Below are 25,292 nucleotides of genomic sequence, written 5' to 3'. Positions count from 1 at the left end.
GTATATCTTTATATTCGGGTACAAAGATAGATAAAATTCATATAAATTGACTTCTTTGTATCCTTATTTGTTTGTTTTGTGCCAATTCATTGATGATTTGCACAAAAAACTAAAGGATGAAAGGTTTGATTCTTTTGAATCTTTGGAGCCTTTTATCTTATAAGTTTGCTACAATAACGTAAAGGTGCAAAATTTGTTCGTGATAGTTATCGGCTATTTGTTTTATAAATGGGTAAATGAAGCTTGTTTATTCCAACAAGATCTTTCGTAGCTTTCTGATATCCTCCGTATTTAGATTGAGGCCTTTGGAGAGATACGTCGGTACATCGCCATACGTCTGTTCAATCTCTTCTCTGGCTGCATTGAGGAAATCTTCTTTAGCGGTATAAACCGCAGTAATGGCTTCTTGCGAATTCACCGGGAGTTTATAAGCATATTTTGAGGCTTTGGGAATGTTAAAGTAATCGTTGCTCAAACGGTAATCTTGCATGATGACCTCTTCATTTACACCCAAAGCGGACAGTACGAGGGCGGATGCCACTCCTGTGCGTCCTTTGCCCGAGGAACAGTGGATGATGGCGGGATAGTTATCCGGTACAAGCAATATCTCGAAAAGCTTTTTGAATTCTTCGCGGTAGTTCATTACAAGTTCGCGATTCATCCGTTCAACAATGCGGTTGATGGTGTCTCCCTTTATTCTTCCTTCTTGAATGCCTTGAAGAATATATTCCATATTCCCTGTTTGAATGGGAATATGCACCATGTTAAATCCTTCCTGTAGTTGTGCATAGTTGGCTCGTTCTTCAGGTGAACGAAGGTCGATGATTGTTTTGATTCCTATGTTTCTCAATTCTCTTTGGGCGGAACAATCCAAACTGTCTATTTGTGCAGAACGGTATAACATGCCCCAACGGACATTCTTGCCCGCTTCCGATTTATATCCGCCTAAATCCCGGAAGTTTTGTATGCCGCGTATATTTACATTCCGGGTCGCTATTTTCACTCGGTATTTGTTGTTGAATACCATCAGGTAATAGTATCGTTGAGAAGGGTCGTCGGTGATGATAGTCATTTTTCCGTCCGAGATATCGGCAGCGGCAACCGGCATGGTTTCCGGAATAATTCTGGGGTTCGTAGACGCAAAGACTGTTACCTGCCCTTTGATGAAAGGAGCAGTTTCCCACTTTATAATGCAGTTTCCTACATTATTTTCCTCGCAAACCACCGATATGGTAGGAGGGGTTTTGGAGCAAGAAGGGAACAAAAGAAGTACTGCAAGCCAGTTTAACAGGTTCTTATACATAGTATAATTGTCTAAAACTCTTATTGCAAAGATATGAATTACTGGCAGACTTTGTAGCTACTTTGCGATAATTAGTCAAACTATAGAGTTTTTAATAATAATCGGGAAAGCATCAAGATGTTTTGTGTCGGAAACGTTAATAAAAAAGATGATTTATGTTAGGAACCAATCTCAATTCTCCTCTTGGTTTTCTAATTCCCCTTCTTCCGAAAGCTTCTTTTTTGAGTCCGTTCTCCCCTTTTCTCTACTTCTCAGTCAACTTTTCTGCGAAATCTTTTGAAACCGAATTGCTGAAGCTTTTGCATACTTCTGCTGCAAATGCTTTTCCATATCCGATAATTTTGTCCCAAGTACTTTCATCGATCTTTCCCAGGTCGCGATGACGGACATCGTATTTCAGCATCCCATAGATCAGCCCTGCATTGAAATTGTCACCTGCACCGATGGTGCTTACCGCCTTCAACGGTTCGATCGGATATTCCTTTTTGCAATTGGCGGTTCTTAATGATATGTTGTCCGCACCTGCCGTGCATATGAAGTTGGGACAGTAGAATGCGATCTTGTCCTTGTAGATTTTATCCGCATCGTTTAGGCCGTACATGTAGTAAAAGTCTTCTGCTGACCCCCGTACGATATCGGCGTATTCAAGGTTTTCGATGATCGTAGGTGCCAGTTTCATAGCCTCGTTCTTATGCGAACTGCGGAAATTGGGGTCGTAATATATGATCGCTTTCTTTTCGCGGGCTGTATCCAATAACTCCAGGATTTTTTCCCTGAGTACAGGATTCAAAGCGTAATAAGAGCCGATGACAACAATGTCATCTTCTTCTATTTTGGGATATAGCACGTCCAATCTTTGGCGGGGATAGTCCTTATAAAAGATATATTCGGCATCGTTCCGTTCGTTAAGAAAAGCAAGGGATACTGGTGATTTCCCGTCGGGGAAAACATTGACATGTTCTGTCGGTATCCCGTTGTCGCGCATGAATTGGAGGATGATATTGCCTACGCGGTCGTTACCCGTCTCGCTGATGAAGCAGACCCGGACGCCTGCCCGTCCCAGTGACACAATGCCGTTGAATACTGAGCCTCCGGGCACGGCTGCCGAAGGCTGGTTCCCTTCGAAGATGATATCGAGGATGGTTTCACCGATGCCGATTACTTTACGCATAACTCTCTTGATTTTTCTCCCAGATAACCACCGTGATGGCGTTTGGAGTATTCCTCAATCGTGAATCCGGTCTTTTTCATGGTCTGTACAACCAGTATGTCTCCTATTACGGTCATTGCGGTAGTCGATGTGGTTGGGGTCATTCCCAATACACAAACTTCTGCCGGTTTGCCGGTGCTGAGACAGACATCCGACTCGTTGGCGAGGGGGCTGTCCGGATTTCCGGTGATGACGATAAACTTCAATCCGGGGTTCAGATTGTGGGCTAGTCGAGTCAATTCTACGATTTCGCGTGTCTTTCCCGAATTGGAGATGAGTAATAGCAGGTCGTTTTCCTGAAGGATGCCCAAATCACCGTGCTGCGCTTCACTGGGATGTAAAAAGACGGAAGGAATTCCGGTAGAGCAGAATGTCGTGGCAATGTTCATTGCAATCTGACCAGCCTTGCCCATGCCGCTGGTCACCAATTTGCCTTTCTTGGTATGAATTTGCTCCACAATAAGATTTACGGCCTTCTCGTAAGCGTCTGTTACGGGAATATTCATTACGGCTTTTGCTTCCTTCTCTAAAAGGTCTTTGATCGATTCTATCATATCGTTAGTATTTCTTTTAATTCTACCAGCGTGTTGGTCACTTCGTAATAATCGGAAAAGGGTTGCCGGCCAAATCCCTTATTCTCTATCTCCCTGAGTGCCGCCAGCAATGTGTCGTAAAATCCGTCTTCATTATAGAATATCACCTTTTTATGATGATAACCGATGGATGCAGCGGCCATGACGTGGAATATTTCGTCCAATGTACCGACTCCTCCCGGAAGTGCTAACAGGATGTCTGATTCTTCGACAATGCGGTCTTTCCGGTCGCTGAGGTTCCGGGTATGGATAATACGGTCAGGCAAAGAACTCACTTTCCCGTTTTCCTCGAGCTTTGCAGGTACCACACCGATGACGTGGCCTCCGTTCGCTTTTACAGCTTTTGCGATGCACTCCATCAGCCCGAGGTTCGCACCGCCGTATACAAGAGTTTTGCCTGTTGTTCCCATCCATTTACCGATTTGACCGGCAGCATCGAAATACATTTTGTCAATGTTATCGGATGCAGAACAGAAAATTCCTATCTTATTCATACACATTGTCGCTGTTATAGTCTACAAATATCTGCAATTTTCTATAAACGACAATAAGTTTTATTGTATTTTTGCAGCGACTATAAAACTTAGTGCTGATAATGAATATTTTAAAAATAGAGGAAACCTGTCTGACGCTCTCCAACGGCTTACGTGTTGTTTACCGCCCTGTCTTATCTGATGTTGCATATTGTGGCTTTGCCGTGGATGCCGGAACTCGCGATGAGTCCGAAAAGGAGCAGGGGATGGCGCATTTCGTCGAGCATCTCATCTTCAAGGGGACAAAGAAGCGCAAGGCATGGCATATATTGAACCGCATGGAAGCGGTGGGAGGCGATTTGAACGCTTATACCAATAAGGAGGAGATGGTCGTCTATACCTCTTTCCTGAATGAAGACTTGCCGCGGGCTGTCGAGTTATTGGTGGATATTGTTTTTCATTCTACTTTCCCGCAACGTGAGATAGAGAAGGAAACGGAAGTGATTATTGATGAAATCCAGTCATATGAGGACAGTCCTTCCGAATTGATCTTTGATGACTTTGAAGATATGATATTTCGTGGCCATCCGTTAGGCCGCAATATTCTGGGAAAGCCCGAGATCTTGCGGCAATTCCGTACGGAAGACGCATTGGCATTTACACAGCGGTTATACCACCCCTCGAACATGGTGTTCTTTTTGCAGGGTTCTGCCGATTTCAAGAGATTGGTTAGGATGCTTGAAAAGCTTACATCGGACATACCGGCGGGAAGTGTCGAGAATCTCCGTACTCCGCCACCGCTTTATGTTCCCGAACGTCTGGTTGTGCCGAAAGACACCCATCAGGCTCATGTCATGCTGGGAAGTCGTGGATATGATGCGTACAATGACAAACGAACCGCCCTCTATTTGCTGAATAACATTTTGGGAGGCCCGGGGATGAACAGCCGGTTGAATGTTGCCATGCGCGAACGACGCGGACTGGTCTATAATGTGGAATCCAACCTAACGTCCTATACCGATACAGGTGCCTTCTGCATTTACTTCGGTACGGATCCCGAAGATGTGGACACATGTTTAAACTTGACTTATAAAGAACTGAAGTGTTTAAGAGATACCAAAATGAGCGACACTCAGCTTCATGCAGCGAAAAAGCAATTGACAGGACAGATTCGCGTAGCTTCCGATAATTATGAGAATAATGCTTTGGGCATGGCCAAGACTTTCCTGCATTATAATAAATTCGAGAATATGGATGAAGTCTGCAAACGGATCGAGGCATTGACCGCTACGGATCTGCTTGAAGTGGCCAATGAGATGTTTGCCGAGGATCATTTGTCTATGTTGATTTATCGCTGAACGAGGGATGATAGGCACCTTCGTTTCCCTGGCATTGGTTGCGCAAACTTGCGTTTCCCTGACAATATGTTCTTATTTCCCTTTTCTTGCTGACTCTCTTCCTTTGTGAAATAGCCGGAATAGCATCGCATAAAGGTGCATTCAAGGTTTGAAAATGGCTTTTATCATCCGAGATAGCCTTTATGAGCGGATGAAATAGCCATTATCATCGGGTGGGATAGCCGTTATCATCAGATCAGATTGCCGTTATCATTAGATCAAGTAGCCGTTACCATCAGATCAGGTAGCTATTCCCATCAGATGGACTAGCTATTTCCGTCAAATTAAGGCTCAATTTGTCTGGAAAGCCCTTGCTCTTTTCCTTCGTTTCTCTATTTCTCCTCTTTCGGTGAAACTTTCGATTATGACGAATCGAGATGAAATCTCTATAATCTCTAGCTATTAGGAAAGAATAGGCACCTGATTCCTTTCCCGTGTTATCCTTTTCCTCATTTCGGGAGCAAAATGAAAAATGCTAATCGCCCTACGTTCCGTTTTTATTGACCACCCTTCCCATTGGCCGGGAATATTGCATTATAGGACATGTAGGAAATACAAACTGACAAATAGGCAAACTGTCTCAAAAGGAATCGACAGATAATTTTAACTACCGATTCGCATTATTTGCAAATAAATGAAATCCTCCCTACCTTTGAAACCAATTTATTTATCAAATACCTTTTTACATTTATACAATGAAAAATAAACTTTACGTTTTGGCAGCTACTGCTGTTTCCTTGTTATGCACCGGTTGTGCGGAAACTCAAATCGATCAATCAGACGATGACAAAGCAATTGCTACTCCACTTATGGGATGGAGTTCATGGAATGCTTTCCGGGTGGACATCAGTGAAGATATTATCAAGAACCAGGCCGACTTGATGGTACGAACGGGTTTGAAAGATGCCGGATATACCAATGTCAATATCGACGACGGCTTTTTCGATGAACGGGACAGCACCGGAATTATGAAAGCCAATGCCAAGCGTTTTCCTAACGGGATGAAGCCGGTCGTAGACCATATACACGGTTTGGGATTAAAAGCCGGCATCTATACCGATGCAGGGAATAATACGTGCGGTTCCATGTCCGATAAAGACCGTGCAGGGGTAGGGGCAGGTATTTACGGTCATGAACTGCAAGATGCCCAGCTCTATTTTGGTGACTGGGGATTCGACTTCATCAAGATCGATTATTGTGGCGGAAGCCATTTGGGACTGGATGAAAAAGAGCGGTACACCTCTATCCGTGAAAGCATCGATCAAGTAAACAAGGATGTTTCCGTCAATATTTGCCGGTGGGCATTCCCCGGGACATGGGCGGAGGGTGTAGCGTCCTCATGGCGTATCAGTGGAGATATCAACGCCCATTGGAACTCTTTGAAGTATGTGGTTGGTAAAAACCTTTACCTCTCTGCCTATGCCCGGAACGGACATTACAACGATATGGATATGATGGTCATCGGATTCCGCAACAACAGTAGAGTGGGAGGTGAGGGACTCACTCCGACCGAAGAGGAAGCCCACTTCGGCCTATGGTGTATCATGAGTTCTCCGTTATTAATCGGGTGCGACCTCTCCAGCCTGCCGGAGTCTTCCCTTCAGTTATTGACCAACAAGGAGCTGATCGCGTTGAATCAAGACCCGTTGGGACTACAAGCATACGTGGTGCAGCATGAGAATGAAGGGTACGTGCTGGTGAAAGATATTGAGCAAAAGCGTGGCAATGTGCGTGCAGTAGCTCTTTATAACCCGTCGGATACGGCTTGTACGTTCTCCGTTCCCTTCTCTGTATTGGAGTTCGATGGCAACGTGAAAGTGCGCGATTTGGTGAAACATGCGGACCTTGGAAGTTTTGCAGGGAACTTTGAGCAAACTCTACCTCCACATAGCGGCATGTTCCTCCGTATGGAAGGGGATACACGTCTTGAGCCGACTGTTTACGAAGCGGAATGGGCTTATCTGCCCCTTTATAATGATTTAGGCAAAAACTCGAAAGGCATCTCCTATGCTTATGACGGTGAGGCTTCCGGAAAAATGAAAGTGGGATTCATCGGTGGACAACCCGAAAACTATGCTGAATGGGCAGAAGTATACAGTGACAAGGGTGGACGTTATCATATGACCATTAACTATTCATACGGAAAAGACCGTGAATTGGAACTGACCGTTAATGATTCCACTATCAAGATTCATTCATTGGCGGACGATGATGACCACCATCAACTGACAGTGCCTGTAGACTTGAAACCGGGGTATAATCTCGTAAGGATGGGGAACAGTTATAACTGGGCACCGGACATCGATAATTTCGTATTGGCTAAAGAGTGATGCGATAATAATCTCCTGTTTTAACTCCTTTCTTTAGCCATTTGCGAATCTGCCGGAATGTATGCGGTGATAGAATAGAATGATAATATTTTACATCATCCTGTATCCGAAGGTGTCCGCATCTCCCGTCTACGGGGTACACCTTGGAGGTCACCGATGAAGGGGTTGTTCCTCACCGATGAAGGAGGTCTTCCTCACCGAGGAACAACCCCTTCATCGGTGAGGAAGAAACTCCATTGATGATCTTTGACTATCAGTGGTTTACATTTTTGCTCTTTCGGTATTGCTGTGCAAGAAGCAGCGATAACTATCATCTGTGCTTTGGTCAAAAAAAAGGACATGCAATTTATCCGTTGTGTGTATGCTATGTATAAAATAGATTTTAGGCTATGGATCGAATGCTAATCGCATGCTTTTAGCTTTTTCTCTGTTGGATTGAGTAAATGCCATTCGAATTGGATTGTCTTGAAAAACACACGAATCTTTTGGTGTTCATATTTTTATTTGTAGCTTTGTAACGTTTCCCACGCCGATGCCCTGAATAAAGGGAGAGGATGGTGGGGAATACATATATTTTAGAAAAGACGTTTACTAAACGTTTTGCTTTCTACGTTCCAAACTTCGCAACTTTGAAACCAAGTAGGATGGCAAGGCAACAGTAGATGTCTGCGGGGTATGTCTATACCGCCTGTGTACCTTAGAACGAGGGTGCATAAGGTCGATGTACATATCGGCGTGGGCTTCTGCGTTGCTTATCCTTACTTGGTGGGCAATGCGAAGGCCTGGAACGTGGGGTAAGTGATGGTACAGACTCCCACGTCTTTTTTTGTATAGTGCTGAATCAGGGGAGACTATAGGTACGCAAAAGTTCTCTACTATGATGAAACATTTTTTCTTTTCTCTATTTAAGATCATTACAGCTTGTTGGCTACTGATAATGCTTGGCAACTGTTCTTCTAAAAAACAAGGCGATTCTGTCGCAACATCCGACAGTATCCCAATCATTGAATCTGAAAAGCCTGCACTTATTAAAGGACGATGGGAAATGCCGCTCAGGAATGATCCGAGTCTTCGGGGGCAGATGGAAGATGTCAAGAATATTACTTATAGTATGGAACTGGATTTTTCCGGTCGTACGTTCCTCCCTGAACTCACCTTGCCGAGCGGACAAAACAGCTATGGTTGGATGGATTTCTCCAATGTCTCTCGTATCTATCATTATGACATCGATTCTGTGGCATATCTTGGGCATAATGCTTATAGAGTAGTGTCGATGGACAGTTGGGAGCAACTCAACATCGATACGCTCATCTACAATCCCGAAATGAAAACCATTTATATCAAGAACCAGGATTCCACATTTCAGTATATACCGGATGACAAACCTTTTAATGGAAAGTGGCAATCGCACTTTGAAGAAGAGCCGGGCATTAGTAGGACATATACCGTCATCCTGAGTCTCTATAAGCAGATTACATGCAACGAATCTTTTATGGAAGGAGTGAATTGCTATGGATATAGTTTGTATGACGATGAAGGTAGCGGAAGCTGTGACGTGATAGATTCCATAATTTCTATTCACCATGATTATGCCGAAGTACAATTCCAGTCAGGAGCTTGTCCGAACTGCCCTCCGGTAAAATGCAACATCGTTTTCAACAGGGATGATGGTTCTATTACTATCAATGACAATGGAAGAATTCCACGTAAAGAATAGGATAAATGTCGATATACGGCTGGAATGATAGTGTACAACAATAAAAAAACAATATTATGAAACAGTTATTTGGTATTTTACTGGGAGGTCTTATCGCACTGTTATTGTGCGCCTCCTGTTCATCGGACGGAAGAGCAAATGTTGACGACTCTCTGTTACCCATAAAACAAGGTGATAAGTGGGGTTATATCAATAAGAAAGGGGAGTATGTCATAAACCCACAGTTTGATATGGCAAATGCTTTTTCTGATGGACTAGCTAAAGTTTGTATCAATGAAAAGTACGGATTCATTGACAAAGATGGAAAGTTTGTGATAAACCCTACATATAGTAGTGCTACGGACTTTTTTGAAGGGAAAGCTTGGTGTGTAGCTCCTAAAGGGGCTCCCGTATTGTTAAATACGGGTGGAGAGGTGATTTCAGAGATAAAAGCAGCAAGGAGTGTATCCAATTATTCAGACGGGCTGGCAATAGCCGTCAATGATAATGGCAAATATTGGGCAATTGACGGAAATGGTAACACCGCGTTTGAACTACCGATAGAATACGCTTTTGCATCTAACTTTGTAGATGGATTGGCCGCTGTACAAAGCCTGAACCGAACTTTTGGATATGTAGATAAGAAAGGTAATGTAGTGATAGACTGCCAGTTCAATTCGGCAGAACACTTTATGAACGGGAGGGCGGTTGTCATGTCCGGAGATAAGTATGGCGTGATTAACAAGAAGGGAGAATTTGTCATCAATCCGCAGTTTGATAGAATGGATTGGGACGATGGACGATACATTATACGAATAGGTGACGTATATGGATGGTGCAATGAAAAGGGCAAGATTATCATCAATCCGCAGTTTGAGGAAGCTATTCCTTTTCTGGGAGGTAAACTGGCACCTGTTGTGATGGGCAAACAGTGTGGCTATATAGATAAATCGGGGAAAATAGAAATCAATCCACAGTTCCAGTTTGCCACACCCTTCCTTGGTGATGTTGCTTGGGCTTATTTGGGAAGTAAATGGGGACTCATTAATAAAGATGGGAAATACGTAGTGAATCCTCAGTTTGATGGAGCCAATTTATCAGATATATTCTTTTTGCCTGTCAGAGAGTCGGTAGAGTCTGAATATTTTAATAAGGACGACATTGTATCTTGGGTTCTTTTCATGCTCAATGACAATAAAGTGGATGGAATAAAAGTAACTGCAACAAGCATCTCTGATTTCAGAAAGAAATACCACTTAGGAGAAAACGCAATAAGTGTAGAGAGAAAGTATTCGCCTGATTTGGATTATGGTATCTATGCAGAAGGTACTTTTGTGGAAAGAGTGTCCGATGGCTGGTGGGGAACTACCGTACATGACTTGCCGAACGCTCGTCTGGATTACATAACCTTGCATCTTATATTGTCCGATCGCAGTAACGCCAGACTACTGTATGATGCACTTATCGAAAAGTTCGGTGGGTACAACGGAAAGCGCGGTTCCGGACAATATATAAAGATGAAAGGTTCACCCGGATATATAACTATTTATGTAAGTGACAAGGCTATCGCAGGGATAGCAAATGATGACCTAGGATGGAGTAATAACTAATAATTTTAATGGAATGAAGAGATTATATTTAATCAGTATATTGATGCTATGTGCAGTGATGGCATTTGCACAGAATGATTTTGATACGGAAACAGGTATCCGTTATTTTATGAATGAGAATTATCAATCGGCAGTACCCTACTTTCAGCGGGCAGCAAAGAATGGCAGTTTAGCCGCATTGGACTATTTGGGATATATGTATGAGTTTGGAAAAGGGGTTGAGAAAAACTACACCGTAGCTATGAATCTCTATAAAAAAGGAGAAGCTCGTAATTATCCTCCGTGCTTGAGAAGTATAGGACGGCTTTACAAAGAGGGGCATGGTGTGGCAAAGAACTTGGAAACAGCATACAGCTACTTTTTGAAAGCGGCAGAGCAAGGAGAAAGCGAGGGCGAATTATATGTTTATCAGGCTAAACTATGCGGTGAAGGAACAGAAAAGGATTTATCCGGAGCATTGATGTATGCAGAACGAGCTGCCAATCATGGACAGACATGGCTATATACTACTATTGGAGACATGTATTATGATGGGATAGGAACAGAAGTGGATTGGCAGAATGCACTGAAATGGTATGCTAAGAAGGATGGAGATTACAATAATTTTACAAAGTTGCGTGTTGCCGAAATGCTTTATAAGGGTATGGGAACAACGGATAATCCGCATTTTAGTATTTCTGATGCCCAATATGCAACTAATTTCTATGGTGACGGTATAAATGGAAGAAGTTGTATAACACAATCTCTCATTCTCTTGGAGCGGCTTTTGTCTGCCGGATATGAAGATGCCCGTCCGCTTTATAATACCGTAAAAGCTAAATATGAGGAGCGAGTGAAGGCTGATAATAAAATTGTTGCACCCAAAATGACAGAGTCGGTAAGAAATTATCTTAATAATTACCGTAGGCCGGGAGCCCCTGCAATAAAGAGTGCCGGATATGGTGAAATACAAATAACGTTTAAAGTTACATCGAATGGCAGTATCTCAAATCCGACTTATAAAAAACGGGTACTGGTGTCGATGGATGAGGCTGCCATGCGTATGATTAGCGGTATGCCTTCATGGATACCCGGAACAAAGGGAGGATTCGATATTGACATGAAGGTTACTATGGGAATCTCTTGGTATCCGTCAAAGAAAATAAGAACAATAGCTTACTCTTATTAAAAGAAATGAGTGGAAGTATGGAAGTAAGATAGTATGCTTTTCCCTACATCGGTAGGGGGCGGCTTCAGACAGGTTATATCTAACGGTTCATTTTTCAATGAACCGTTAGATAATGAAGTTATTTATTCTTATGCAATTCCTCGATTTTATTCCTGTAGAACTTTTCTACGTCTTTCCAATGATAGTAGGGCTTCACATCGCTTTCCAGGGGAATGCTTACTTCTTTTTCATTCAGCATGAACTTCACAAGGATATCGTCACTTTTATCTTTCCGGAAGAAAATCATCTGCACGTTTGCCGCCATAGGAACAATTTTGAAATCACTCCATACTTTGTAGAAATCAGCGGAATTGTTCTCCTCGTTGTAGCAATTTTCCAATTGCAGTAGTCCGGTCAAGGGCATGACATTTCCATCGTGGCCGAAACGTAAAGTTGCTGCCACGGAAGTGTTATTGATGGCTTCATCGGCTGAATTGAGAATATTCTCTAAAAGAGGGATAAATGTGCGTTGTACGATCTCTTTACCCCACGGACAGGTCCCGTTGCACACGTAATGCCCGTAGTTGATCACCTGCCAGATGTTGAATAACTCCTCTTTTTCGAATAGGTCATAGAAAGAAAGGTCGAGTTCCGTGTTTTGCATGTCCGAAGCTACCCAGTAGAGTCCCATCATCAGGTCTTCCGCATTGATATGCTGTTTTACGTAGTTCTGGTTGGTGAAGAGCAGTTTCATCAGCCTTTCCGGGCGGATGTGTTCTTTACGGAACTGCCTGTAGTCTGCGCGCCATGCCGATTGGTCGGAGGTGAATTCACGGGCTTCCTTGTTCCAATGATTGAGATACCTCATATATCTTTCTCCCGAGCCATAAGTAAATTCCAGCTTCGGATTTAGCCCTTTCAACGTTTCGCAAAAGGCGGTCATGCTCAGTACGCAGCGTACCACAACGGTGGAACGTGCGCTGATTTGCCGTTGTCCTTTGAAAACTTCCGGGAAGTTGTGGTACATCCGGTCTGCAATGCCTCGGTGTTGCCGGTAGCCCATCGGAGTAAGCTCTCCTCCTTGTCCTTCTGCATCTTTCCAAACAATGTCCAGACGTTTGCGGACATCCTTGCCGGTTTCGGTCAGAAAACCTACCGAATCGGCTTTGGCCAGTGTCTCCATGATGGTCAGATAATCATTGTCACCGATCAGATAACGTGATCCGTGACGGCCGTAATGAGAGATGTAAAAAGGTTTGTATCCTTTGGGAGCCGGTGTGTAAGACTCGTTGATGTCCGGGTAGGCATAGTATACGCTTCCGCTTTTTTCGATATTCGAATATATTTCTTCCTGTGTGGTCTGAGCATAGCCGAAAAGGGTGAACAGCGAGAACAGGAAGCCGAAAGAGATGGTAATAAGTTTCATAATTCAAACAGAGTTTTTTAGGGTAATAGCTCCCGAAAGGCGAGTGTCATCACGACACAGCCTTCCGGGCCACTATTGAAATCATATTAATATATATTGTTAACTGATACAGTTAATTGTATCCTTTGTTTTGAACCAGCTTCGGATTGTTTGTCATTTCACTGTCGGGGATGGGGAAGAGTTGGTAGAAATCGTCCACATCTTTGCCAAGACGTTCTACTCCTTTCCAGTCCCAGTTTTTGCCTTTGGTGAATTTTCCGAAACGGATAAGGTCGGTACGGCGTGTGAGTTCCGAAGCCAGCTCTCTTTGGCGTTCGTCCAGAATGAAGTCCAGTGTCAGTTGGTTTTCACCGATCTTTCCGGAAATTTCGGAACTGATACCTGCCTGTGCGTACTCGTCACTCATGTAAGCTCTGGCACGGATTTCGTTCACATATCCCAGGGCCTCTGACTTCTGTGCGTTTGCACCTCTCAGGATAGCTTCGGCAGCGGTCAGGTAAGCTTCTCCGGTACGGAACAACGGGAAGTCGATGGAAGTATATGTATCACCAGAAGCGCATATCTTGTCGTCTTTAGTCACGTTTCTCCATTTGATGTATCCATAACCGCAGGTGAATGTGCTGGTCATCTGGTCGTTCTCATCCCAAGTTTCCTTCTTCTGATTTTCAAGGGCAGTCATGAATTGGGCGCGTTTATCGTGTTTTTTATTCCCCCAAGTATCTGTCTTGTCAAACAGGACATCATTCGCGTCGAATGCATCTACCAAAGTGGTTTTGGAGCGAACGTTACCCCAGCCTTTGGAACCTACACCTGTGTTGTAGAGTCCGTCCATCGGGCCATTGACGAATGCCTTTACATAGAAGTTGGTTCCTGCCGAACTTTGCGCTCTTTCTCCGTCCTGAACCAACGGCCAGATAATCTCTTTGCAAGTGTTGTTGTCTGCCAGGAAGATGTGGCGGTAATCGCTTGCCAACGGATAAGCGTTACTGTCAATTACCTTCTTTGCATATTTATATGCATCGTCATATTTGTTTTCTCCTACCCATGTCTGTGCGTTCAGATACATTCTGGAAAGAAGGAACCAAGCTGCCACACGGTCTACACGGCCATATTCGTTTGTTCCCGGCTCTTTCAGTTCGTTTTGAAGATCGAGGAGCGTATTTACCGTGAAATCGAAGATCTGTTTACGGCTCCACTGTTCGGGGATATCTTTTATTTTCGTATCTTCGTCGATATACGGAACAGATCCGTACAGGTCGCATAACATGGCATAACAATAAGCGCGGATGAACGAAGCCTCTGCACGGTAGTACTGGTATTCGTCTTTCATTTCATTGAGCAGTCCGCGGTCGTTCAGCTTTGATTCGGTACATTCTCTGAGAAACTCGTTACAGTAGGCAATGGACATGTACAGACGTTGGTAAGTCCATTTGATCACTCCTGCGTTGGATTCCGTCCAGGTCATGTTCAGGCAGTGGCGCAGACCGTTGGATTGGGACGGCATGATGAAATTGTCCGTGGCTAATTCCTGCAAATAGAACAGGCAACGTACATAGCCGGAATAACCTTCGTTGGCTCCTTCAAGGTCACCGTTACCGCCGTCTCCACCTTGCTGTCCGGTTTGGATAAGGGAGGCATAGCATTTGGCGAGTACACCGACATAACCTTCTTTCGTCTTATATACTTGTTCACCGACTAATTGATTATCGTCCAGTGGCATCGTGTCGAGATCGCCAAAACATGAACTCATTATGAACAGGCTGCTTAATAGAGCCACGCTTATAAATATATGTTTTATACTTTTCATTGTTTTTCGTTATTATGGTTGATGTTGGTTAGAAAGTAAGGTTCAGACCTACCGTGTAAGTTCTCGGACGCGGATAGATCTCTTTGTCTATTCCGTTGTATATTTCCGGGTCAAGTCCGCTGTAACCGGTCAGGGTAGCTACATTCTGCACGCTGAATGTTGCGCGCAAAGTGCTGTTGTTATCCCACAAGCGTTTGAAGGTATATCCCAACGTGATGTTATCGATTCTGAAGAACGAACCTTTTTCGAGGAAATAATCCGTATAAAGGCGTTGCTGGTTGAAACCTGAATCGCGTGTTTTACGAAGGATATTGGAGTAAGAACCTTGGTCGCTATATACTTGTTCTTTATACTGGTCGGCAGCTACATAGTTGTAGATATAGTTTCCGAAAGAACCGTGTCCGCTGATGGCAAGATCCCAATTCTTATAACTCAGTCTGGTATTTAAGCCGAGGATAGAAGTTGGAAGTGCGCTTTTTCCTGTTGCATAGCGGGTTTCAGTTTCCGATATGGAACCGTCCGGCTGTATGTATTTGCCTTCGATTGGCTTGCCGCTTTCGTCATAAGCCTGTTTTGCCAGATAGAATGTATACGGAGTTTCATCCACCATGAATACTTGTACGAACTTACCCGTTCCGGAGATGGCTCCTGTTTCCACATAAGTAGAGTTAGAATCAACCACGTTCAATTTCGTGATTTTGGAATGGGTATTGGTGTAGTTCATGCCGATTGTCCATTCCCAGTCCTTCGTGTGTACCGGGATGGCATTTATTGAGAACTCGAAACCTTGGTTCTCCATTTTACCGATGTTGGTGAAGAGAACCGGTGCATAGTTGACTCCGGCAATCACGTTGATCTTGTTCAGCAAGTCCTTGGTATAGCGTTTATAGTAATCCATAGAACCATAGATGCGGTTGTTCAGGAAGCCGAAATCGAGACCGACGTTGTAAGTCGTCGTTGTTTCCCATTTGATATCGCTGTCGAAACCATCCGGACGGTAAGTGTGATACCATTTGTCACCGAACTGATAGCAAGATTCAGGATAAGAAACGGTAAATGTACTCATGTAAGGATAGTCATTGATGATGTCTTGCTGTCCGGTCACACCGTAGCTCAAACGTAGTTTCAGGTCGGAGATGATATCCGAATCACGCAGGAAGTCTTCCTGGTTGATACGCCATCCCAAGGCTACTGAGGGGAATATGCCCCAACGGTTGTCTTTGTTGAAGCGTGATGATGCATCCGAACGTAAAGTGGCGGTGATCATGTAGCGGTCATTATAAGAGTAGTTGGCACGACCGTAGAATGACAACAGGTAATATTCCGATTCATTATGCTTTGGAGAAGCCAGTTCGTTGCCTGCCGGATCATTGGTAGTCGAGTCATACCGTTTCCAGAAATGTTGCCAGCCGTAACCTCCCATTACACTCAGTGCATGTTTCTCTGCAAATGTGTGGGTATAGTTGCCATAGAAGTCCAACAGATAGTTACGTTTTTGTTGCTTGCCGTACTGAGCCAGTCCGGTACCGTCTTTTTGGTTCTGTGTGTACATCATTCCTGCCTTTTCGGGAACATCTTTATGGTATTTGCTGGTCAGTCCGTCATAACCTAAGTTCAGGTTGAAACGAAGATCTTCCAGTCCGTGAACTTTATAATCGATGGTAGCATTACCCATGAAGCGTGTCAAGTTGTTTTTCATGTTCTGCAATTCGATTTGGGCTACGGGATTGTCAGTCTGGATAGCCATAGGAGAATTGCCGTTCATCCAAATGAAATAACCCAGTCCCGGATCTTCCGAAGCAGTTGCGCTTCCTGTCATTACAGGGCGTGTCGGGTCATAGCTGACAGCATTGCCAACAACACTGTTATCCACTTTGTGATTATTCTCTTTGGAGAATTTTCCGTTCACATCGATGCTCAAGTGCTTATCGAAGAACTTGCTTCCGAAGCCGACACTTGCAGTCAGACGTTCGTATTTGTTGGTACGGATGATACCGTCCTGATTGGTGTAACCGATAGAAGCACGGTAAGGAGTCTCTGGGTTGACGCTTCCTGCTACAGATACGTTATGTTCCTGTCCGAAAGCCGTGCGGTAGATCTCGTCCTGCCAGTCGGTGGAAGTATTGCCAAACTGGGGTTGTGCAGGCACGCCTGTCACGGTCGGTACGAAAGCTTTGAACTCTTCTGCAGTCAGTACATCCATCTTGTCCGTTTTGGAACTTACGGAGAAGTTGCCCGTATAATTTACTCTGACTCCATTGTTAGAACCTTTTTTGGTCGTAATGATGATAACACCATTAGAAGCACGTGAACCGTAGATAGCTGTGGCCGAAGCATCTTTCAACACTGTGAAGGTTTCGATGTCGCTTGGGTTGATAGAACCGATAAGGTTGCTTGACCCTTCGATGGTAGAGTTGTCCACCGGAATACCGTCGATAACGATCAACGGGTCGTTGGAAGCAGAAAGTGAGGCACCGCTTCGAATACGGATTGTGGCTCCTTCACCCGGGGCACCGCTGCCCGGTACGACATTCACACCGGCTACCTTGCCGACCAATGCATCTTGTGCAGTAGTCTGGTTGCCGATCTTTTCCTGCTTGATGGCAATCACCGATCCGGTGGCATCCGATTTCTTCACCGAACCGTAACCGATAACTACTACATCATCCAGCACTTGTGTGTCTTCTTTTAAAGTGATTACTAGTTGTTTGTCTGCTTTTACTTCCTGCGGTGTATAGCCGATGTAGGTGATAGCAAGGGTGGCATCCGGGCTTACCATCAACCGGAAGTTACCATCGAAGTCCGTGATGGTACCGTTTGTCGTATTTTTCTCGATAACGTTTGCCCCGATAATGGGTTCTCCATTAGAATCTTTAATATGTCCTTGCACCGTCATCTGTTGTGCAAACACATTTGCTGAGAGTAACATGCCCATCAGCATGCATAGCAAGGAGCGGATATTGCCCCATCGTGATTGATTTTGAATCATAATAAATTAGAGTTTAAAGAACAATAAATTTTTAGGTTCGATATGCAGATTGCATATATTGTTGAGGCAAAAGTATGGATAAGAATAATCAAAGAAAAAGGCCAAGCCTGAAATAGTAGTAGATAGATTAATTAATTATTTGATAATTAAAGGTTTTAGGTTTTACTTATTTGATATTTTAGTAGTGGGAAGTAGTATGGTAAGACGTTCTTTTTGTGTTGAAAAGGGGGCTGGTTAGTAGGAAAAAGGTCCTTTTTTAGAAAATATCTGTATGAATGATAAGCTTATCTTCCATACAGATATATATGTTGTTTTTACCATGTGACAGTTACTTCGTCTGAGTTTTCAAGATCAATCGTGAAAATCCTAGGCATGGAGGAGAATGTTTCAGAAGTAGAATTATCAATCTCACTCGGACATAATTTCACAAAGTATTTCTTCTTTTGGATATCACTTACCTTGAATGATACATTTCTGGAACAAATACAATCGGCAGAAGCGACGATATACACGTCTTCCTTGATAATAATAGTGTCACCTGATTGCTTAGCTCCTATCTGCATCCGTTCATATCCGCAATTGGTCTGTAGGTTTTTGTGTTCTGCTTTAAGAATGCCTTCTGCCTGCAACTTTACATAAAACGACTCTTGTTCCGTTTCGTCTGTCCGGGTACGGTTCAAGCAATCAGTTACGTTCAATTCGGTAACTGCCAAAGTTTTGTTTACCGGTGGTTCGATGGTGTCCGTCTTCTCATCATTACTATTGCATCCGATCATCAAGGCGGCAGCAAGCAAGAACATTGACGATAAAAATAGATTTTTCATGGTATTTCCTCCATTTTTTAGTTAATCCGACAAATATAACACTTTATGTTTTAAATGCTTGCAGTTGGTGCATGAATTTATGTCACAACATGGAATTTGATAAAAAGTATGTATCTTCCATACGTACTCCTATTGGCCTATATTCCTGACTTGATTGTCGAAATCATCCCGGTTATTGATTGCTGCGTTTCGGTATTTCACCCGGTAATTATAGATGGTGGAAGGTGAACGGCGTAGGAACTCTGCTATTTTGATGGAGTCACCAATGCCTAGACGGATCAGTGCGAAGATACGCAGCTCTGTATTCAGTAACTCATCTTGCTTGAGGTCTATCCGTTTGTCTTCTTGCAGGAGAGCATTGAACTGTTTCACGAAGTCCGGGAATATTTTTAGAAAAGCGGAGTCAAAGCTTTCATAAAAGGCATCCAAGTCATTTTTCAGGAAAGAAGGCTTGCGGAGTGCCTTCATTACTTCGTTTGCTCCTCCGTTGCGGGCTATGTTATTCAGATTGTTCCTGTATTCTTCTACTTTGTTGATATAGGTAGAACATAAGTCCATATAGTAACCGATATACGCCTCTTTGATGTTGTTGGATTCTTGCAGGCACGTATTGGTATAAGTCAGTTTGCTGTTTACCTCTTTCAGTTCCTCGTTCACCTGGGCGAGTTGATGTTTGGCATCGGATACTTTCTTCTTATTTTTATAAACAATAAAAATGGTAACCAATAAGCAGACTGAAAGTAAACTGATACCAGTGATCAAAAGATAAAGTTGTCTGCGTTTCTCTTTCATCATCTGATCATGCGATTGCTGGATGATGGGAAGCAGGCGTGTGATGGAATGTATGTTCACTCTTGAATTTACGTTCAGTGCATCTCCCATGGCATAGTTGATATAACTGTATGCCCGTTCGATATCTCCTGTTTCGAAAAGCAAGTTTGCCAAGCGATGGAGGGAGGTATGTTTGTGAGTTGCCGTCTTTACATCATTGATAGCACTGAGTGTATAGTAATAAATCGTCTTCTCCGGTTCGTTTTGTTCCTGATAAGAAGAGGCGATCATATAGGCTAATACAGCCTGTTGCTGTAACGAGGTGCCCGGTTCGTGAAACCGTTGGAGCAGGAGTTCGATAGCCCTCTCGTTTTGTTGCTTGTTTTGCAATGCTTCGACTTCGGAATATAAGTAGTCGCTTGATTTCGGGTCTAAAATATCCTTTCTTTTCTGTAGGTATTCCAATCCTTTCTTCGTATAGTTCTTTTTCAACGAATCTTCTATGGCGATGGAGGCCATTGCCCGGTATAAGGAGCGGTACAGGTAATAATATTTCGGCAGCGAAGTAGAATCTACTTCCTCAGGAATGATTTTGTCCAAAACATCGGAACATTCCTTGAACATGCCGGCAATCAAGTGTACCTCCGCCCAGTCCAGGTCGCTGTCGATAGCCTGTTCGGTAAGTCGGTTTTTCGTCACCAGTTGCCGCTTGATGTTGGCATAAAAGAAGGCAGAGTCATTGTTGTAGTTGTAATAATCGGAATATAACTTATCCAATATCATATAAAGATTCTCCGGTGTGTTGGCATTCGCTGCCAATTTCTTGATGCTTTGCAGGTGTTGCTCTTTATTCTGCTCATAGTCTGCCTTATGGCTCAATGTTTCATCCAATTCTTTCAATGTAGCTTCCACGGGAAGCTTGTCTGAACTGGCAGGTGTACATGACACGGTAAAACTGGATAATATAATAAGTAGAAACCAGACGCTTTTCATCTTAAAAATATTAGTTCTGCAGTTACTTTGTTTTCCCCTTTTATCATTTGTTTAATACACATTGGAACAGTACTTTATTACTTCTTCTTTATGTGTCCGTAAAAGTATGAAATATTTTTCTATTTACCATCATTTCTCCAGTTCCATTTTATCAATATGACGGATTCTCACTTGGATTTCATTTATTATACCGTTCAGGGCAGATTGACGAGACTGGTAAAGGGATGGATATGAAGGGCTATTCGGAAACATCAAGAATTCCGTAATTATTTTCTATTATTGTATGTGAATTGAACGTGTTCTCCCATCCTTGTCCTTTATTTCCCAACAAATTAGTCCCTTTTAAAAAGATATTCCCGGTAACATGTACTTCGGCATCAAACTGGCAATCGAAAAAGTCCATAAAACCTTGAAAAACATTGTCTTTCATTATAAATGGCATTTGATTATGTACACCGGCTTCGTAGACAGCATCATTGGTAATCATATTCCCGGAAAAATCCAAACCTTGTCGGAACCAACAAAAATTCAGATATAAGGTATTGATGATGCATTTGTTGATTGTTACACTTGAATGTGTTTCTAATGCTACAAGATCGAGGGTTCCAATAATGGACTGTTCAATTACAATAGGAGAAAAGAAGTTATCCACCTTATCATATTTCATGTCAGGGAAGGTTTTCAAAGTTTCTCTATCGATTTTTTCTATGTATTGTTTCTCAATTCTTATCATAATATATTTCCATAATTTTAGCTGTGTATTTTGGAGACTATAAATAAACATTCTTAAAATACATTCCCTTTAATCCATAGGCTTTCATTGCAGTTACTGTGTCCAATCCAACAATTATTAATAGATTTTTCTGCCCATAGGAACCAAAAGCCCATTTAGAACGGCATATAAAATCATTGGTATCTATTGAAAAATCGGGAGCTTTATACGAGGGAACTGATCCGATAACCTCGTCATAGCTTCCACAGCAGTTTCGTTTATTAATAAATTCAACTTCTCTGCGGCTGTAATCTAATTCATAAATATCCTGTGGCATGAAAAAATAAAATCCTACAGATTTAGTTAATGCAATGAAAGTCAAATTTGGATATTCCCTTTCATCACAAAAGCTCTTAAACCTCTCAGACACGATACAAAATCCGTCATAAGTGTAAAACATATCTCCTTTTTTTTTCGGGACTTTGTACATGCTATCTGGTATTTTTTCAATTGTATTATGACAGACAGGACATGTACCTGGACGAGTTTTATTATCATCATACATGTGTTTAATATTATATGCATAAATTATATTTGCTACTAACTTTTCCATAATTGACATTTCTTGATTGATGTTATAATTAGACTATACTTTAATTTTTGTTTATTAAGGTCGCCACAGTTTTATAATATTATTGTTCCTGTAAAAATCTAGTCTTGCATCCCAATATTTGAAAAGTTAACGTTGTTTTCAAAATTACAAATAATGTATAAGAATTCCAATCATTTAGAGAACTAATTATGCTTTATTAACGCGGTGGAGGCCGATTAGGTTGTAAGAAGGGCAAATAGATACTTATCATATGCATAACTGCCCATTTACTATTGTCGATTTTAGTGGCAATAAGGAACGTTATAGGAGGGTAGAAATTCACTAAAAAAGGCTGTAAAAACTTGAACGGTACTTTGAACGGTCATTGCCCTTGCAATGATTTATATATCAGTGTATAAGAAGGAAACTTAAAAAAGAGTTTGAACGGTAGTCTGAACCAATAAAATATATATTAATATAAAGATATGTGCATTTTCGATGATCAAGATGAACAATCCCCGGAGAAAAACGGATTATTCCCCGAGGATAATTTACTTTCCTTTGAGGAAAAAATCAACTTGATTTGTGGTATTTCTATTGGAAAAAATGTGTTTTCACGATCATGCTTTTATAACTATTGACTGATTCTTAAAATACTTAATGTGCTGAATGATATGCTAGCATAAGACATATCTTTAAGAATGTTGTCGTAGGTTTTGTTTGACAGGTATTGTTATCCAAAACAACGATCCATAAGATGTAGCAAATGAAAGCCATATTACGGATATGTCAAGGATTAAATGGAATGTTCGGAACATCCCCATGTATTATCAAAAAACATCCGGGTGTTCTCTATCAAAACATCCCCATGTTTTGTATAAGAACATCCGGATGTTTTTGTTGTATGATAACCCTTTTTTAACTGTAAGATATGGATAACCAGTCTTTTATATATCCTTTTTTAGTCTGCTGAATTACTGCGTCTGAAAAGCCGGTGATTGGGGTGTCAACTGTCTCTTTATCAGATGGAATTAATATTGCATGAGTTTGCCTCCTTCCAGGAAGGTTTCCGTCCGAATGGTGTATAGATAAAGGCCATTGGGGGAATGACCTTTACTTATGTCCGTATCATGAAGGATGAATTCTACAGTCCCGGCACTACCGGCATGGCAGGAGGTCTGGAACAGGAGATTTCCCTGGGTGGAGTAAACCGAGAGCTGAATGCTCTGCGGTTTGTCCACGGTCACGTAAAAGGTGGTTTGCTCCTTGAAAGGATTCGGGTAGTTTCTTACTTTCACGGGATCGTTTGCCTCCGGTTCGTTGAGGTTTATTCCGGTGGAGTTGTCTTCGTCTATGAACACGCCTGAACAAACGGGGTAGGAGGGGTCGCTGTAATAATCGTAGAAGAAACGGGTAAGCCGTACCTGTAAATGACCTTTTATGGAATAGGACAGGTAGACACCTTCTGCAAAATCGTTCAGGAGGGTGGAGTGAAGCACCTTCTTGGTGTTCACATCAATGACATCTACCAGCATCTGGATGTTTTTGTTCTCATAATCGGCAAAGTAAAGAGAGATTTTTGAAGGTCTCTCTTCATTCACATTGATATCTATCAGTTGGTGCAGCTTTGAAGTCCTGACTGCCTGAATACGTTTGGAAGCATCTTCGGGACTGCGCAAGGCGTTGCTGCCGGCAGCATCCTTACTGGCGATAAGCAATTCATCGCCTATATAGTCGATCTTCACATTGTCTTTCTCCTGTCGGGTGTCGCAGCCGAAGATGTCATATCCCTGCGTGCCGTACCGGGTATTCCAGTCGCCCCGGGTCGTTTCGTCTTTTCCTAAGAATACGACATTGCCCGAAGCGGGTTTTGAATAGATGGTTTCTTTGGAAGCCATATTGGTTCCGGTGGGAACAATCAAGAGGGCTTTATTGGCTTCCATCGCGAGGGAGATTCGGTTGCCGGTTATGCTCCGTCCGGACTCTACAACGGTCAAACCGTTGAAACTCTCGTTGAAAGTGTATATATCTACTTTTTGTATTTGTGACCATTCTTTGGGGAAGTTCCAGTCGAAGTTGCCTCCGTTCAGCGAGTACGCCATGATCTCGGGATGATTCTGCCAGTATACGGGGAGGAATACGTCGTATCCTTCTTTTACCAGTTTGCCGTCACGGAATATCTTGTGTACGTCGTTGCTGTATTCACTGACCACATTGTCCGATAAAGTCAGGCGGTATAAGGAACCTTCCTGTATGTAGTTTTCGCGGAGTAAGCGGTTCAGATAGAAATAGGCGAGTGTGTGGTGGGTAAACTCCCTTACCACTCTGTCCGGATAGTACTGGAACTGGATATCTTCCAGTTGCAGGCTGGTTCCAAATACCTGCAAGTGGGGTTTCAGGTTGATTTGCTGACCGAGAAGGGTGTCGTGCGCAATGTCCCTGCCACCGCACATGATGTAGGCGGGAATCTCCATCTGGTTTACTTCGAGCGACTTGTTCCAGTCCCAGGTAATCCCTTGGGTAAGGAAGCCGTACAGCTTCGGGTCGGCATATTCACCGATCAGTTGGATGCCGTACTCCTGTTTCAGGTACTCGGTGCATTTCTTTACCGCATCCCGTTGGTCGTCTTTCGTGATGCCGTGATAAGGGCTGGCGGGATACTGCGTGATGTTGTCGAAATAGAGTACTCCCGTCTCTTTGACCAGGGGGACTTCTTTCAGGAATTCGTCTATCTTCTGCTTGGTGACTCCGCTTTCCCACTCTTTTACGAGATTGACCATATAGCTCTGACGGTTCCACCATACACCACCGGGAACGAAGCTACCCGACTCTTTCCGGCAGATGAGGTCTTTCTCCTGATAAAGTGCCCATTTGGGAGAGTCTTTGTAGGCATCGAACGGGTTGACGTGAAAAGTACAGTTTGTGTTGTAACGGCGTGCTTGTTGCATCAGCCACAAGAGGGCTTCCTTCCCGGTCAGTCCTCCGGGAGCTGTAAAGGTGTCATTGATGGGTGTCCACCACGGATATTGATGGTCGTGCCCGTCTTGCTGGAATCCTCCCAGTATGACTATCTTGGGGAGTCCGCGGGTGATGCAGTCTATCTGTTTGATGTAGTTCAATACCCGTCCCATATCAAGGTTCGATACGTCCTGAGGACGCGCACAGCGCAACATGATTTTGAAGGTGAGTGTTTGTGACAAGTCTTTGCCGTAGGGATATTGAGGATAGGTATATTCCATTCTTTGCTGTGCTACCACCGTTTGCAGGAATAGGGTGGACGAAAGTACCATCAAGAGTATGATTTTGGATATTGTTTTCATATAGTGTCTTTGCTTTGGTTTTCAGAAAGAGAGTGTGTGCCAGAAGTTAGTGCCTACCTTCTTTTCGACAGTGGCGTTTCGTTCCGGCACACTCTCAGG

At 43.0% G+C, this 25,292-nt stretch carries 17 protein-coding genes; 5 read left to right on the top strand and 12 right to left on the bottom strand.

Going from position 1 to position 25,292, the window contains the following annotated elements:
* Nucleotides 1-247: 247 nt before the first annotated feature.
* From H8744_RS05220 to H8744_RS05205, 4 genes are all read right to left on the bottom strand, one after another.
* On the bottom strand, nucleotides 248-1,303 hold the full coding sequence (locus H8744_RS05220) for a tyrosine-protein phosphatase (RefSeq protein WP_262433825.1): 1,056 nt from the start codon (nucleotides 1,301-1,303) through the stop codon (nucleotides 248-250).
* Nucleotides 1,304-1,547: 244 nt separating this feature from the next.
* A complete protein-coding gene (locus H8744_RS05215) occupies nucleotides 1,548-2,474 on the bottom strand; it encodes a carbohydrate kinase family protein (RefSeq protein WP_262433824.1) in 927 nt (308 codons plus the stop codon).
* The gene (locus H8744_RS05210; protein ID WP_262433823.1) at nucleotides 2,462-3,067 is read right to left on the bottom strand and encodes an SIS domain-containing protein; all 606 of its coding nucleotides are present in this window, start codon (nucleotides 3,065-3,067) and stop codon (nucleotides 2,462-2,464) included. The genes H8744_RS05215 and H8744_RS05210 overlap by 13 nt, the downstream gene beginning before the upstream one ends.
* Nucleotides 3,064-3,600, bottom strand: a complete 537-nt coding sequence (locus H8744_RS05205) for an LOG family protein (protein WP_262433822.1) — start codon at nucleotides 3,598-3,600, stop codon at nucleotides 3,064-3,066. The genes H8744_RS05210 and H8744_RS05205 overlap by 4 nt, the downstream gene beginning before the upstream one ends.
* A 101-nt stretch (nucleotides 3,601-3,701) precedes the next feature.
* Here H8744_RS05205 and H8744_RS05200 point away from each other — a divergent pair, with 101 nt between their 5' ends.
* The 5 genes from H8744_RS05200 to H8744_RS05180 all read left to right on the top strand — a co-directional run bounded on the left by H8744_RS05200 (nucleotide 3,702) and on the right by H8744_RS05180 (nucleotide 11,780).
* A complete protein-coding gene (locus H8744_RS05200) occupies nucleotides 3,702-4,937 on the top strand; it encodes a M16 family metallopeptidase (RefSeq protein ID WP_262433821.1) in 1,236 nt (411 codons plus the stop codon).
* A 734-nt stretch (nucleotides 4,938-5,671) separates the two neighbouring features.
* Nucleotides 5,672-7,306, top strand: a complete 1,635-nt coding sequence (locus H8744_RS05195) for an alpha-galactosidase D (protein WP_262433820.1) — start codon at nucleotides 5,672-5,674, stop codon at nucleotides 7,304-7,306.
* A gap of 877 nt (nucleotides 7,307-8,183) precedes the next feature.
* Entirely contained in the window at nucleotides 8,184-9,023 is an 840-nt protein-coding gene (locus H8744_RS05190; RefSeq protein WP_262433819.1) for a hypothetical protein, read from the top strand.
* 56 nt (nucleotides 9,024-9,079) lie between these two features.
* Complete coding sequence (locus H8744_RS05185; RefSeq protein WP_262433818.1) at nucleotides 9,080-10,612, top strand: WG repeat-containing protein; 1,533 nt, start codon at nucleotides 9,080-9,082, stop codon at nucleotides 10,610-10,612.
* 13 nt (nucleotides 10,613-10,625) lie between these two features.
* Nucleotides 10,626-11,780: a tetratricopeptide repeat protein gene (locus tag H8744_RS05180; protein ID WP_262433817.1), complete on the top strand. Its 1,155-nt coding sequence runs from the start codon at nucleotides 10,626-10,628 to the stop codon at nucleotides 11,778-11,780.
* Nucleotides 11,781-11,898: 118 nt separating this feature from the next.
* On the opposite strand, the gene H8744_RS05175 is transcribed toward H8744_RS05180, so the two are convergent.
* The 8 genes from H8744_RS05175 to H8744_RS05140 all read right to left on the bottom strand — a co-directional run bounded on the left by H8744_RS05175 (nucleotide 11,899) and on the right by H8744_RS05140 (nucleotide 25,193).
* Nucleotides 11,899-13,185, bottom strand: a complete 1,287-nt coding sequence (locus tag H8744_RS05175) for a histidine-type phosphatase (protein WP_262433816.1) — start codon at nucleotides 13,183-13,185, stop codon at nucleotides 11,899-11,901.
* A 112-nt stretch (nucleotides 13,186-13,297) separates the two neighbouring features.
* Nucleotides 13,298-14,992, bottom strand: coding sequence for a RagB/SusD family nutrient uptake outer membrane protein (locus H8744_RS05170; protein WP_262433815.1), 1,695 nt, complete (start codon nucleotides 14,990-14,992; stop codon nucleotides 13,298-13,300).
* Nucleotides 14,993-15,020: 28 nt separating this feature from the next.
* Nucleotides 15,021-17,981 (bottom strand): SusC/RagA family TonB-linked outer membrane protein, encoded by a 2,961-nt coding sequence (locus H8744_RS05165; protein ID WP_262433814.1) that lies wholly within the window; start codon nucleotides 17,979-17,981, stop codon nucleotides 15,021-15,023.
* Between the two features lie 314 nt (nucleotides 17,982-18,295).
* On the bottom strand, nucleotides 18,296-18,805 hold the full coding sequence (locus tag H8744_RS05160; RefSeq protein WP_262433813.1) for a hypothetical protein: 510 nt from the start codon (nucleotides 18,803-18,805) through the stop codon (nucleotides 18,296-18,298).
* A gap of 129 nt (nucleotides 18,806-18,934) precedes the next feature.
* On the bottom strand, nucleotides 18,935-20,569 hold the full coding sequence (susR, locus tag H8744_RS05155) for a SusR family glycan utilization regulator (RefSeq protein WP_262433812.1): 1,635 nt from the start codon (nucleotides 20,567-20,569) through the stop codon (nucleotides 18,935-18,937).
* 238 nt (nucleotides 20,570-20,807) lie between these two features.
* Nucleotides 20,808-21,302: a hypothetical protein gene (locus tag H8744_RS05150; RefSeq protein ID WP_262433811.1), complete on the bottom strand. Its 495-nt coding sequence runs from the start codon at nucleotides 21,300-21,302 to the stop codon at nucleotides 20,808-20,810.
* Between the two features lie 37 nt (nucleotides 21,303-21,339).
* Entirely contained in the window at nucleotides 21,340-21,894 is a 555-nt protein-coding gene (locus tag H8744_RS05145) for a hypothetical protein (protein ID WP_262433810.1), read from the bottom strand.
* A 1,010-nt stretch (nucleotides 21,895-22,904) separates the two neighbouring features.
* Nucleotides 22,905-25,193, bottom strand: coding sequence for an endo-alpha-N-acetylgalactosaminidase family protein (locus tag H8744_RS05140; RefSeq protein ID WP_262433809.1), 2,289 nt, complete (start codon nucleotides 25,191-25,193; stop codon nucleotides 22,905-22,907).
* Between the last annotated feature and the right edge of the window lie 99 nt (nucleotides 25,194-25,292).

The organism is Jilunia laotingensis, assembly GCF_014385165.1.
Classification (GTDB): Bacteria; Bacteroidota; Bacteroidia; order Bacteroidales; family Bacteroidaceae; genus Bacteroides; species Bacteroides laotingensis.
This window is presented reverse-complemented; position numbering and strand designations above follow the sequence as displayed.

Bases quoted from the DNA above. Each gene is read 5' to 3' on its own strand.
- H8744_RS05220 (WP_262433825.1), bottom strand. From the start codon at position 1,303: ATGTATAAGAACCTGTTAAACTGGCTTGCAGTACTTCTTTTGTTCCCT.
- H8744_RS05215 (WP_262433824.1), bottom strand. From the start codon at position 2,474: ATGCGTAAAGTAATCGGCATCGGTGAAACCATCCTCGATATCATCTTC.
- H8744_RS05210 (WP_262433823.1), bottom strand. From the start codon at position 3,067: ATGATAGAATCGATCAAAGACCTTTTAGAGAAGGAAGCAAAAGCCGTA.
- H8744_RS05205 (WP_262433822.1), bottom strand. From the start codon at position 3,600: ATGAATAAGATAGGAATTTTCTGTTCTGCATCCGATAACATTGACAAA.
- H8744_RS05200 (WP_262433821.1), top strand. From the start codon at position 3,702: ATGAATATTTTAAAAATAGAGGAAACCTGTCTGACGCTCTCCAACGGC.
- H8744_RS05195 (WP_262433820.1), top strand. From the start codon at position 5,672: ATGAAAAATAAACTTTACGTTTTGGCAGCTACTGCTGTTTCCTTGTTA.
- H8744_RS05190 (WP_262433819.1), top strand. From the start codon at position 8,184: ATGATGAAACATTTTTTCTTTTCTCTATTTAAGATCATTACAGCTTGT.
- H8744_RS05185 (WP_262433818.1), top strand. From the start codon at position 9,080: ATGAAACAGTTATTTGGTATTTTACTGGGAGGTCTTATCGCACTGTTA.
- H8744_RS05180 (WP_262433817.1), top strand. From the start codon at position 10,626: ATGAAGAGATTATATTTAATCAGTATATTGATGCTATGTGCAGTGATG.
- H8744_RS05175 (WP_262433816.1), bottom strand. From the start codon at position 13,185: ATGAAACTTATTACCATCTCTTTCGGCTTCCTGTTCTCGCTGTTCACC.
- H8744_RS05170 (WP_262433815.1), bottom strand. From the start codon at position 14,992: ATGAAAAGTATAAAACATATATTTATAAGCGTGGCTCTATTAAGCAGC.
- H8744_RS05165 (WP_262433814.1), bottom strand. From the start codon at position 17,981: ATGATTCAAAATCAATCACGATGGGGCAATATCCGCTCCTTGCTATGC.
- H8744_RS05160 (WP_262433813.1), bottom strand. From the start codon at position 18,805: ATGAAAAATCTATTTTTATCGTCAATGTTCTTGCTTGCTGCCGCCTTG.
- susR (WP_262433812.1), bottom strand. From the start codon at position 20,569: ATGAAAAGCGTCTGGTTTCTACTTATTATATTATCCAGTTTTACCGTG.
- H8744_RS05150 (WP_262433811.1), bottom strand. From the start codon at position 21,302: ATGATAAGAATTGAGAAACAATACATAGAAAAAATCGATAGAGAAACT.
- H8744_RS05145 (WP_262433810.1), bottom strand. From the start codon at position 21,894: ATGGAAAAGTTAGTAGCAAATATAATTTATGCATATAATATTAAACAC.
- H8744_RS05140 (WP_262433809.1), bottom strand. From the start codon at position 25,193: ATGAAAACAATATCCAAAATCATACTCTTGATGGTACTTTCGTCCACC.